The following is a 10849-nucleotide window of genomic DNA, read 5'->3' on the forward strand; positions in this document are numbered from 1 at the left end:
ACTCCTTCATCCTCAGTGGCCGGCATGAGCCACGTCACAGCGGCGATGCTACCGAAAGGTAGTCACACCGCGACCGGCCAGAACCCAAATCGAAAACGGGGGCGTCCGCCCTCAGTTTCCCCAGGTCAGCGCGGCAACCGAAAAGCTAAAGCTGTCAATGGTTGTGGGCCGGATATGCGTGCACCAGGGCGGTGTCCAGCTTCGGTACGGCATGCGTGAGGGTGTGCTCGGCCTCGTGCGCGAGGCGGTGCGCGTCGGCCAGTGTGATGGTCGGCACAACATCGATCTCGACGTCCGCGTGCAGCCGGTGCCCGATCCAGCGCATGCGCAGACTGCGCACCCCCTCGACACCGGGCTCGGCCGCGAGCGCCCGCTCCGCGTCCGCCACCAGAGCCGGTTCGACCCCGTCCATCAGCCGGTGGAAGACATCGCGCGCCGCGGTGCGCAACACGGCCAGAATGGCCAGCGTGATCACCAGGCCGATGATCGGATCGGCCTGCGGGAAGCCCATCGCCACCCCGGCCGCGCCGAGCAGCACGGCGAGCGAGGTGAATCCGTCGGTGCGCGCGTGCAATCCGTCGGCGACCAGCGCCGCCGACCCGATGCGCCGCCCGACCCGGATTCGGTAGAGCGCCACGATCTCGTTGCCGAGGAAGCCGATCAGCCCGGCCAGCGCGACCCAGCCCAGGTGATCGATCGGCACCGGATGGATGAGTCTGCGCACCGCCTCGTACCCCGCGATCAGCGCCGAGAGCGCGATCATCGCGACGACGAAGAGCCCGGCGAGATCCTCGGCCCGGCCGAAACCGTAGGTGTAGCGACGCGTGGCCGCCCGGCGGCCGAGCGCGAACGCGATCCACAGCGGGACCGCGGTGAGCGCGTCGGAGAAGTTGTGGATGGTGTCGGCGGCCAGCGCCACCGATCCGGAGATCACGACGACGAGAACCTGGAGCGCGGCGGTGAGGCCGAGCACCGCGAGGCTGATCTTGACGGCTCGGATGCCGACCGCGCTGGCCTCGAGCGCGTCATCGATGCTGTCGGCGGCGTCGTGGCTGTGCGGAGCGAAGATCTCACGGAGGATGCCGCGCAGGCCGCCCGGGTGGTCGTGGTCGTGCGTATGCCCGTGCCCGTGCCCGTGCCCGTGCCCGTGCCCGTGCCCGTGCGCGTGGTCGTGCCCGTGCTCGTTCTCGTGGTTGTGGTTGTGGTCGTGCGTATGACCGTGGTCGTGGGTGTGCCCGTGGTCGTTCTCGGGCTCCCGATCGGAGCTGCGGCCGATCAGGTCGGAGGATGAATGCCGATGTCCCCCCGGTCGTTTCGTATGGCTCACGGCGTCGCTCGATTCCGCTCCGGCAGTTCGAGCACCGCGCCCGCGCCGCGGTGGTGCGCCGGGATGCCCGGTCCGGCGTGCTCGGCGTTGTAGACCGCGTCCACCACCAGCTGGCGGACGTGCTCGTTCTCCAGGCTGTAGAAGATCGTGGTGCCCGCCCTGCGCGTGCGCACCAGACGCGCCATGCGCAGCTTGGCCAGATGCTGGGAGACCGACGGTGCGGGTTTGCCCGCCTGTCCGGCCAGATCATTCACCGACAGTTCGCGATCCACCAGCGCCCACAGGATCTGCACCCGGGTCGGGTCGGCCAGCATGCGGAAGACCTCGACGACCAGCCGGACTTGGTCCTCGGCGATCGGAGGCCGCAGTGGCTGACTATCTGCATTCATACGCAGATAATAGAACATGGGAACGGCGGTGGGTATGGCTGCGGTATGGCCGGAAATGTGGATTAGGTGACCGCTGATGCCTCGGTGGTGGTCGCCGCCGACCTTAGTCTCGAAGCATGTCAACGCCGTCCATCATCATCATCGGAGCCGGATTCGCGGGGCTCGGCATGGCGCTCGAGCTGCGGCGCGCCGGGCTGGCGAACTTCACCATCCTGGAGCGGGCCGCCGATCTCGGTGGGGTCTGGCGGGAGAACACCTATCCCGGCGCCGCGTGCGATGTGCCCTCACCGCTGTACTCGTGGTCCTACGAGCCCAAATCCGATTGGCCGCGGCGCTTTTCCGAGCAGCGCGACATCCACGACTACATGCGCGGAGTCGCCGACAAGCACGACCTGGTCCGCTACATCCGCTTCGGCACCGAGGTCACCGACGCCGAATTCGACGAGCGCACCGGGCGCTGGCGGATCGACATCGCCGATGGAACGGAGTTGAGCGCGGACATTCTGATCCCCGCGGTCGGCCAGCTGTCCCGGCCCGCGCTGCCGAACCTGCCCGGCATCGACACCTTCACCGGAGCCGCCTTCCACTCCGCCGAGTGGAATCACGAGATCGACCTGACCGGCAAGCGGGTGGCCTGTATCGGCACCGGAGCCAGTGCGATCCAGTACATTCCGCGCATCCAGCCGAAGGTCGCGCACCTCACGCTGTTCCAGCGTTCGGCGGCCTGGGTGCTGCCCAAGCCCGACGTGGAGTACAGCGCGCTGCATCACGCGCTGTTCAAGCACTTTCCGCCGAGCCGGTGGGCCGAGCGGTTCGCGATCTGGTCGTTCTTCGAGGCGCTCGCGCTCGCGCTGACCGACATCCCGGCCATCAAGACTCCGGTGATCGCGCTGGCCGACCGGCATCGCGAAAAGCAGGTGCCCGACCCGGAATTGCGCGCGAAGCTGACCCCCGACTACGCCGCTGGGTGCAAGCGCGGCCTGTTCTCCAACGAGTACTTTCCCGCGCTCGCCCAGCCGAACGTCACCGTGGAGACGATGGCGATCGAGGCCGTCACGCCGACCGGCATCCGCACCGTCGACGGCGTCGAGCATCCGGTCGACGTGATCGTCTACGGCACGGGTTTCAAGGGCACCGAATTCCTCGCCCCGATGAACATCTACGGTGTCGGCGGCCGCAAGCTCGCCGATGTGTGGGGCGACGCGGGAGCTCGCGCCTACCTCGGCCTCTCGGTTCCGCACTTCCCGAATCTGTTCATGATGTACGGCCCCAACACCAATGTCGGCTCGGGATCGATCATCTACATGCTCGAATCCCAGGCCCGCTACATCCGGCAGGTGGTGGAGTACCTGACCGAGCGCCCCGGCCGCTACCTCGCCGCCCGCGCGAAGGTCGAACAGGACTGGGACGACTGGCTACAGCGCAGGCTGAAGGACACTCCGTGGAACTTCTGCTCCAGCTGGTACCGCAACGCGGCGGGCCGCATCACCAACAACTGGCCCGGCGCCACGGTCCTCTACCGCTGGAAGACAAGGACTTTCGACCCGTCCGATTACGACGTGGCCCGCGCCGCCGACTGACACACGACTCGCCCCCGTCCGGTCGGCCCCTGCACCGACCGGACGGAGGCGAGTCGTCGGCCGTGATCAGCAGTTGCGCAGCTCCGGGCTCTGGTTGAGCAGCTGAGCCCTGGTGCCGATGAAGGTGGTGTAGGTCTCTCCGCCGACCGCTGCCACCGGGAAGGCCGCCACCCGGTGGCAGTTCTGGAAGGCGAGCTTCACGCCGAAGTGCCGCTCCAAGCCGCCGCGGATCGCGTCCGAGGCGAGTGCGCGCAGCAGCTGGCCGCGGGCCACCTCGTCCGGCGGCGGCACCACGTTGTCGGCGAATTCGGCGGTGCCCGAATTCAATTCACCGACCACCCGGCTCACGACTTCCCAGGCGTAGGGCAGCGAGTTCCGGACGCATTCGACGAAATCGGCGTCGTCGATCTCGCCGCGTTCGGCGCGTTCCAACAGGGCGGCAGGTACGTCGAGGGACATGGCGCTCTCCTCCGTGAGATGGGGTGGATGGCGTGCGATGCCCCCGAAGTCTAATCGAAAGTGGTTGTCAACAATCCTGGATTCGTCGCGAAAGTGCCGACTCCAGAGCGGTTTTCGTCGCGGCGGCCAGCTCGGCGACCAGTTCGCGAGCCGGTAGCTCGGGCGTCAGCGCCTGGGTTTGGCCAGCCCACAGGTTCACTTCCTCCGGGTTGCCCGCGGCTCGCGCGGCGGCCCGCAATGGCGCTGTCGCGTAGTGGATTTCCGGGTACGCGGCAGGCGCTGTCGCGCTGTGCTCGGCCATGAACTCGTTGCGCAGGCCGCGGGCGCGGCGTCCGGTGAAGGCGCGGGTGAGCATGGTGGGCGCTTCGCTCGGCACGGCCGCGCGGTGCACCGGGTTGGTGCCTGCCTCCGGGCAGCGCAGGAACGCGGTGCCCAACTGCGCGGCGGACGCGCCCGCCGCGAGCGCGGCGGCGATGCCCGCGCCGGTGGCGATCCCACCCGCGGCGACGATCGGCCGGTCGACCGCGGCGGTGAGCAGTTGCAGCAGGGCGAGCAGGCCGAGCGGATCGACCGCGTCGTCGGCGACGCGATCGACGAAGGTGGCGCGATGGCCGCCCGCTTCGGCGCCCTGGGCGATCAGCATGTCGGCGCCCGCGGCCACCGCGATCTCGGCCTCCGCGACCGAGGTGACGGTCACCCAGACTTCGGTGCCCACCGCGTGCAGCCGGTTCACCTCGGCGGCGGTGGGACAGCCGAAGGTGGTGGTGACGACCGCGACCGGCGTCTCGACGAGCAGATCGAGCTTGGCGTCCCAGTCGTCGGTGTCGTGCTCGGCCGCGCCGAGCTGATGTCCGGCGCCGAGCTCGGTGAGGTAGTCCGTGTAGTCGGCGGGCGGGGTCGGCGGTCCCGGAGCGAAGAGGTTCACGCCGAGCGGCGCGTCGGTGAGTGCGCGGGTCGCGGCGATTCGGCCGGCGGTGTCGGCAGCGCTCAGGTAACCGGCGGCCAGGACGCCCAGTCCGCCCGCCTCGGCGACCGCGGCGGTCAGCTCTGGAGTGGAGGGGCCGCCCGCCATGGGAGCGAGCACGATCGGGACGCGCAATTCATCGATGATCACGGCCCAAGTCTCGCCCATCGAGACCAGTTATCCAGCTCTCACCTGCGATTTCACAATCGAAGGTTGCGAAATGGTCACGACGGGGTAGAGTTCCCGTCACAACGGATGCCGAAACGTTACAAAGTTCGGCCACCGGGAAATTCGAACCCTCGGACATCGCGGGATTCGGCCGGACCGGTAGCAACGCTCGCGACGCAGCGGCCTTCGTTCACCAATGTAGTCGGACGCTAGGACGAAGCTTTGTCGCAGCACCGGGTAGGCCCCAGTTCCATTACTGTCGAGAGCCTCATGGGCGATGGCGTGGCGGGTCGGCCGACGCGGCACCGCGCCGAGTCGTCCCAGGCCGAGCGGGTCCGGGCGGCCGCGGGCGCGGCTGTCGCCGCAGGCGCCCTGATCGGCGGCGTCGCCCAGATCGCTCCGGCCATCGCCAACGCCTCGCCGCTGGCGCCCTCGCGCGACGCCGACCACAACGCGGACGAGATCACCTTCCGGGGCACCGCCGACATCCAGAACGTCGCGGCGGCCAAGCAGGTCGCGGCGCCGGTCGCCGAGGCCGCCCCCGCGCCGCAGGCCGCCCCCGTGGCCGCGCCGGGCGCCGCCCCCTTCGGCTTCAACAACCTGCCGCCCGAGATCGCGGGCCCGCTGGCCCAGGTCGAGGACATCCTCAAGGGCGTGCACCAGCAGGTTGCCCCCGCACCCGCGGTGCGCCCGGTCGCAGGCGCGATCAGCTCCGGATACGGCAGCCGCTGGGGCGAGTTCCACTACGGCATCGACTTCGCCGATCAGCTCGGCGCGCCGATCCACTCCGTCAGCAACGGCACCGTGATCGAGGCGGGCCCCGCGTCCGGCTTCGGCCTGTGGGTGCGGGTGCTGCAGGACGACGGCACCACCGCCGTCTACGGCCATGTCAACGACATGTTCGTGAGCGAGGGCCAGCGGGTTCGCGCGGGCGACGTGATCGCCTCCGTCGGCAACCGCGGCCAGTCCACCGGCCCGCACCTGCACCTGGAGATCTGGGACCAGAACGGCGCCAAGATCGACCCGATGCCGTATCTCGCGGCCAAGGGCGTCCCGATGCACTGGGGCCCGTCCGCGCACTGATCCCGTTGCCCGGCTTGAAGTTTCCCCTTCACGCGACGGATTGCCTTCCGGCAGTGCCGGTTGGGCGTACCTTGGCATTCGCTCCAGCCATGCGCACGCTCTCGGCGGACATGCGTCCGACTGCGACCGTAAAGCGTACCACGGCCTGCACTTCGGCCATGTGCGGACTATTCCCGGACATCTGTCCGACGGCGCCAGTCAGGCGTACCTCCGCCTTCGCTCCGGCTATGCGCGGACTTTCGACGGACACCCCTCCGATTGCGCCGGTTAGGCTCGGGCCGTGACCGAGCTGGGCGATATCTTCGAGCCAGGATCACCGCACGGGCGCACCTACGCCGTGCTGGTGCACCATCCCCGATCCGGCCTGGCCGATATCGCGCGCTATCTCGACGTGTCGCCGGAAGAGGCCGCCGCCACGCTGGAGATCCTGTGCGCGATGCAGGCCGCCGTCCGGCTCGAGGATTCCGAGGGTGGACCGATCTGGGACGCGCACGCCCCGGAATCGTTGTCGGAGGCCGAGGCTCGGCGCCGCCAGCACGAGATCAACCAGATGCACGCCGCCGCCGCGCGGCTCAGCGAGACGTTCCGCTCGGTGCGACGGTCGCCGCGCGGCAACGGTTCGATGGTTCCGGTCTTCGAACGCTTGGAGATGCTGGCCGATTTCGAGGAGATGCAGAACTCGGCGCGCCACTCGGTCAAGATCATCGAACGCGGCCCCTATCTCAGCGACATCGAGCGCGAGAACCAGCAATACCTGTTGAAGCGGGCCAGGATCGGCGAGGGCATCCGCTACCAGACCCTCTACCAGGACACGATCTACCAGGACGCGGAGCGACTACGGCACGCGCTGTCCACCAATGCCAGCGGGGCGCAGGCGCGGACGCTGCCCGAACCGCCGTTCAAGCTGATCATCGTCGACGACGAGCGCGCCAACCTGGTGCTGCACGCCGACGAACGCCGCCCCGACCCGATGGGCTTGCGCTTCACCGCATCTCCCGCGCTGCGGCTGCTGGTGCGCACCTTCGACGTGCTGTGGTCGCTGGCCGCGCCGATCTCGGTGAACCCTTCCGCCGACGAACTCGACGACCGCGACAAGGCGATCCTCACCCTCATGGGCCTCGGCGCCACCGACGACACGATTGCCCGCAGACTCGGCATGTCCCGGCGGACGGTGGTGCGCCGCACCGCGCGCCTGCTGGAGCGACTCGGCGCGAGCACCCGATTCCAGGCGGGCGTGCAGGCCACCCGCCGCGGATGGCTGTGAGCTGAAACACTAATTGTTCAGCGGGACTCGTGGTTTCGCACCACGTCCACCCCGGGACCGATGGTTGCGGGCGGCTATCAGCATCGGCGCGGCGTCCACGCTCGCGAAGGCGGGCCGATCGGTCTGCGTAAATTGGTCTGCGGCACGGGGCCGCGGTTCAAGGGCCCAACTGTAGGGTTGGGGACGGTTCGACGGCGTGGTCGGACGGCCCTCGCGATGCGAGAGGTGAAAGTACTCGATGGATGGAGCCCGTCGCTCGGTCCGTGGCAGCCGTCGCCGGAGGGCGAGCAGCCCGCTGTTCGGACCGCTACTCACCGCGGCGGTGGAGTCGGCGGCCGATTCGGTTGCGGTGCGCTACAACTCGACGCCGAAGCCGAACGCGCACAGTTGCTCTCGGCGGTCACCGCCGGATCCGAAACCGGTGTGGCAGCAACTCGCGTCGCCCGGTCCGCTGAACTCGAACCGGCGCAGGCCGACCGAGTCGAGCGCGAGACGGGCGCGGCGGCAACTCGCGTCGCTCGCTCCACCGAACCCGAACCCGAACCGGCACCGGTCGACCAACTCGTGCCCGAGACACGACCGGTCGCCACGCTTGTCGACTTGTTCGGAGCGCAGGCGCGCCTGACACCGTTCACCACCGCGATCATCGATCGAGCCGCGACGGGCCAGCGCGAGTGGACCTACGCCGAATTCGCCACTCGCGTCTACCGTTTGGCGCGCAGGCTGGTCGACGCGGGCGTCGGTCCCGAGATGCTGGTCGCCCTCGGCATGCGTCGCTCGGTCGATCTGGTCGTCGCGATGTACGCCGTGCTGGAGGCGGGCGGCGGCTACCTGCCGCTCGATCTCGACCAGCCCGCCGAACGCCTCGGACACGTGCTCGACACCGCGAAACCGGTGTGCGTGCTGACCACCGCGCGCGACGATTTCGACACCGGGCTGCCGACGATCACCGTCGAGACCGAGGATCTGTCGGGTTACCCGGCCACGCCGCTGACCGACGCCGAGCGTCGCGCTCCGCTGCGTGGCGCGCACCCGGCGTACGTCATCTTCACCTCCGGTTCCACCGGACGACCGAAGGGCGTCGCGGTGTCGCACGCCGCAGTGGTGAACCAGATCCGTTGGCTCACCGCCGAATACCGCATCGGTCCCGCCGACACGGTGCTGTTCGAGCTTCACCCTCGAGGTCGTGACCGCCGTGCGGCGGGCCACCGACGCCGCGCTGCACAACCTGTACGGGCCCACCGAGTTCACCGTGCACGCCACCCTCGCCGTGGTCGCCGACGACGTCACCGGCGCGGTGCCGATCGGCGCGCCGGTGTGGAACGCACGCGCCTACGTGCTGGACGCGCGGCTGCACCCGGTGCCGGCAGGCGTCGCGGGCGAGCTGTACCTGGCGGGCGACCAGATCGCGCGCGGCTACCTCGGCCGACCCGATCTGACCGCTGATCGCTTCGTCGCCGACCCGCTCGGCGGGCCGGGCGCGCGCATGTACCGCACCGGCGATCTGGTGCGCCGCGGGCCGGACGGCGCGCTGATCTACCTGGGCCGCACCGACTTCCAGGTGAAGCTGCGCGGCCTGCGCATCGAGCTGCCGGAGATCGAATCCGCCTTGCGCGCCGACGATTCGGTGGCTCAGGCCGTCGTGGTGCTGCGCTCGGACCCGCACACCGGCGATCGCCTCGTCGGCTATGTCGTGCCCGCCGAAGGGCGGACGGTGGACGTGGCGGCGGTCCGCGAAGGCGCGGCAGCGCTGCTGCCCGCGTACATGGTGCCCGTCGCGTTGGTGGTGCTGGACGAGATGCCGCTGAACGCCAACAGCAAGCTCGACCAGGGCGCTGCCCGAGCCGGTGTTCGAACAGGCCGTGTTCCGCGCGCCGAGCACCCCGGTGGAGCAGGTCGTGGCGGGCGTGTTCGCCGACGTGCTCGGCGGCGGCGCGGCAGGCGACCGGCAGCTCGGCCTCGACGACGATTTCTTCGCACTCGGCGGCAATTCGCTGCTGGCCACCCAGGTCTCGGCCCGGCTCGGCGCGGCATTGGACACCGCGGTGCCGGTGCGGCTGCTGTTCGAGGCGTCCACGGTGGCGGCGCTGGCCGCCCGCGTCGAGCGGCACACGGGCGGGGGAGGGCGGCCCGCGCTCGTGGCCGGTCCACGCCCGGAGCGTATTCCGCTCTCGCTCGCCCAGCAGCGCATGTGGTTCCTCAACCGCTTCGACCCGTCCTCGCCCGTCTACGACATACGGCGGAACGGTTCGTGCCGAATCCGTGGGGTGAGCCCGGCGATCGCATGTATCGCACGGGCGATGTGGTGCGCTGGTTCGCCGAGCCCGGGCAGCGGGCGGGCGATGCAGCGGTCGGCACGGTGGACTGGCAGCTGGATTTCGCCGGGCGTTCGGACTTCCAGGTGAAGATCCGCGGGCTGCGCATCGAGCTCGGGCGGTGCTCGGCCGCCACGAGGACGTCGAGTTCGTCATCACCCTCGGCAGGGAAACGCCCGCCGGGACAACCGCCCTGGTGTCCTATGTGCTCGCCGCGCCCGGTCGCCGGATCGACCCGGCGGCGCTCACCGAATACGCGGCTCGCAGCTTGCCGGGGTACATGGTGCCCGCGGCCGTCGTGGTGCTCGATCAAGTGCCGTTGACGCCCGTCGGCAAGCTGGACCGGCGCGCGCTGCCGGAGCCGGTGTTCCAGCAGGCCGTCTTCCGCGCGCCGTCGACGCCGCTGGAGGAGGCGGTCGCCGCGGTGTTCGGGGAGGTGCTCGGCGCGGAGCGGATCGGCTTGGACGACGACTTGTTCTCCCTCGGCGGCACCTCGCTGCTGGCCACCCAGGTGGTCGAGCGGCTGTAGGTGCGCACCGGCGCCGAGCTGACGGTGGCGTCCTTCTTCACCGATCCCACCGTCGCCGGGATCGCGGCGCAGGTCGCCGCGGCGCTCGAGGCCGGGCACGACCACGACGCGAACGCCGAGAGCGCGCTGCGCGTGCTGCTGCCGATCCGGGCGGGCGGCGCCCGCCCGCCGGTGCTCTGCCTGCCGCCGATGTCGGGCATGCCGTGGACTTACGCGGGCCTGGCCCGGTTCCTGCCCGCCGACCAGCCGATCTACGGACTCCAGTCGCCCGAGCTGACCGAGCCCGACTACCGTCCGGTCACCGCGGCGGAGATCGTGCGCCGCTACGTGGACATCGCCGACTTCCACGCCGAGATCAGGGAGGGTTTCGAGGCGCTCGGCATCACCCTGCCCGTCGGACAGGACCTCGCCGAACTCGACGAGACGGCGCTCGCGACGCTGGGCGAGGCGCTCACCTGGGACTCGGCGGTGCTCACCGCGGAGCGCATCGGCGGCATCTACCGCGGCGCGCTGCGCACGGTGGAGATCGCGACGGCCGCCGAGCCCGGCGTGTTCGAGGGTCGGGTCGATTACTTCCGCGCCATGATTCCGGACCCGAACGGCCAGGGCCACGGCGGTGCCCCTGCGTGGGAGCCGCACGTGTCCGGCGTGATCGAGGTGCATCCGATCGTTTCGACGCACCGGGCGATGACCACCCCCGAACCGCTCGCCGAGCTGGGACCGCTGCTCGCGGCCCTGCTCGACGGAAAGGAGTGACTCCGTACCCGGCGG

9 protein-coding genes and 1 pseudogene are annotated in these 10849 nt (G+C 70.0%); 6 read left to right on the top strand and 4 right to left on the bottom strand.

Features of this window, described 5'->3' with window-relative positions; genetic code table 11:
• Positions 1 to 154 precede the first annotated feature (154 nt).
• Together ACRWNM_RS04910 and ACRWNM_RS04915 are read right to left on the bottom strand one after the other, a co-directional pair.
• A complete protein-coding gene (locus ACRWNM_RS04910; RefSeq protein WP_431963922.1) occupies positions 155 to 1327 on the bottom strand; it encodes a cation diffusion facilitator family transporter in 1173 nt (390 codons plus the stop codon).
• Complete coding sequence (locus ACRWNM_RS04915) at positions 1324 to 1716, bottom strand: ArsR/SmtB family transcription factor (RefSeq protein WP_431963924.1); 393 nt, start codon at positions 1714 to 1716, stop codon at positions 1324 to 1326. The genes ACRWNM_RS04910 and ACRWNM_RS04915 overlap by 4 nt, the downstream gene beginning before the upstream one ends.
• Before the next feature lie 116 nt (positions 1717 to 1832).
• On the opposite strand from ACRWNM_RS04915, the gene ACRWNM_RS04920 reads away from it, so the two are divergent.
• Complete coding sequence (locus ACRWNM_RS04920; RefSeq protein WP_431963927.1) at positions 1833 to 3296, top strand: flavin-containing monooxygenase; 1464 nt, start codon at positions 1833 to 1835, stop codon at positions 3294 to 3296.
• A gap of 66 nt (positions 3297 to 3362) precedes the next feature.
• Here ACRWNM_RS04920 and ACRWNM_RS04925 read toward each other — a convergent pair whose 3' ends face one another.
• Both ACRWNM_RS04925 and ACRWNM_RS04930 read right to left on the bottom strand, forming a co-directional pair.
• A complete protein-coding gene (locus ACRWNM_RS04925) occupies positions 3363 to 3755 on the bottom strand; it encodes an SCO5389 family protein (protein WP_431963929.1) in 393 nt (130 codons plus the stop codon).
• A gap of 67 nt (positions 3756 to 3822) precedes the next feature.
• A complete protein-coding gene (locus tag ACRWNM_RS04930) occupies positions 3823 to 4869 on the bottom strand; it encodes a nitronate monooxygenase (RefSeq protein WP_431963931.1) in 1047 nt (348 codons plus the stop codon).
• Positions 4870 to 5157: 288 nt separating this feature from the next.
• Between ACRWNM_RS04930 and ACRWNM_RS04935 the strand changes: the two genes are divergently transcribed.
• The 5 genes and pseudogenes from ACRWNM_RS04935 (at position 5158) to ACRWNM_RS04955 (ending at position 10834) form a co-directional block, all read left to right on the top strand.
• Positions 5158 to 5970 (top strand): M23 family metallopeptidase, encoded by an 813-nt coding sequence (locus ACRWNM_RS04935; RefSeq protein ID WP_431963933.1) that lies wholly within the window; start codon positions 5158 to 5160, stop codon positions 5968 to 5970.
• A 280-nt stretch (positions 5971 to 6250) separates the two neighbouring features.
• Complete coding sequence (locus ACRWNM_RS04940) at positions 6251 to 7234, top strand: DNA-binding response regulator (RefSeq protein ID WP_431963936.1); 984 nt, start codon at positions 6251 to 6253, stop codon at positions 7232 to 7234.
• Between the two features lie 588 nt (positions 7235 to 7822).
• Positions 7823 to 9471: pseudogene (locus ACRWNM_RS04945) on the top strand (AMP-binding protein); the annotation flags it as partial.
• A gap of 199 nt (positions 9472 to 9670) precedes the next feature.
• Complete coding sequence (locus tag ACRWNM_RS04950) at positions 9671 to 10078, top strand: AMP-binding enzyme (RefSeq protein ID WP_431963938.1); 408 nt, start codon at positions 9671 to 9673, stop codon at positions 10076 to 10078.
• Complete coding sequence (locus tag ACRWNM_RS04955; RefSeq protein ID WP_431963940.1) at positions 10079 to 10834, top strand: hypothetical protein; 756 nt, start codon at positions 10079 to 10081, stop codon at positions 10832 to 10834. It abuts the gene before it with no gap.
• Positions 10835 to 10849: the final 15 nt, after the last annotated feature.

Origin of the sequence: Nocardia sp. bgisy134 (assembly GCF_965341865.1) — a bacterium.
In the GTDB taxonomy this organism is placed as follows: domain Bacteria; phylum Actinomycetota; class Actinomycetes; order Mycobacteriales; family Mycobacteriaceae; genus Nocardia.

What these genes read in the sequence shown, in the direction of transcription:
- ACRWNM_RS04915 (WP_431963924.1), bottom strand. Translation starts at nt 1,716, where the DNA reads ATGAATGCAGATAGTCAGCCACTGCGGCCTCCGATCGCCGAGGACCAA.
- ACRWNM_RS04920 (WP_431963927.1), top strand. Translation starts at nt 1,833, where the DNA reads ATGTCAACGCCGTCCATCATCATCATCGGAGCCGGATTCGCGGGGCTC.
- ACRWNM_RS04925 (WP_431963929.1), bottom strand. Translation starts at nt 3,755, where the DNA reads ATGTCCCTCGACGTACCTGCCGCCCTGTTGGAACGCGCCGAACGCGGC.
- ACRWNM_RS04935 (WP_431963933.1), top strand. Translation starts at nt 5,158, where the DNA reads ATGGGCGATGGCGTGGCGGGTCGGCCGACGCGGCACCGCGCCGAGTCG.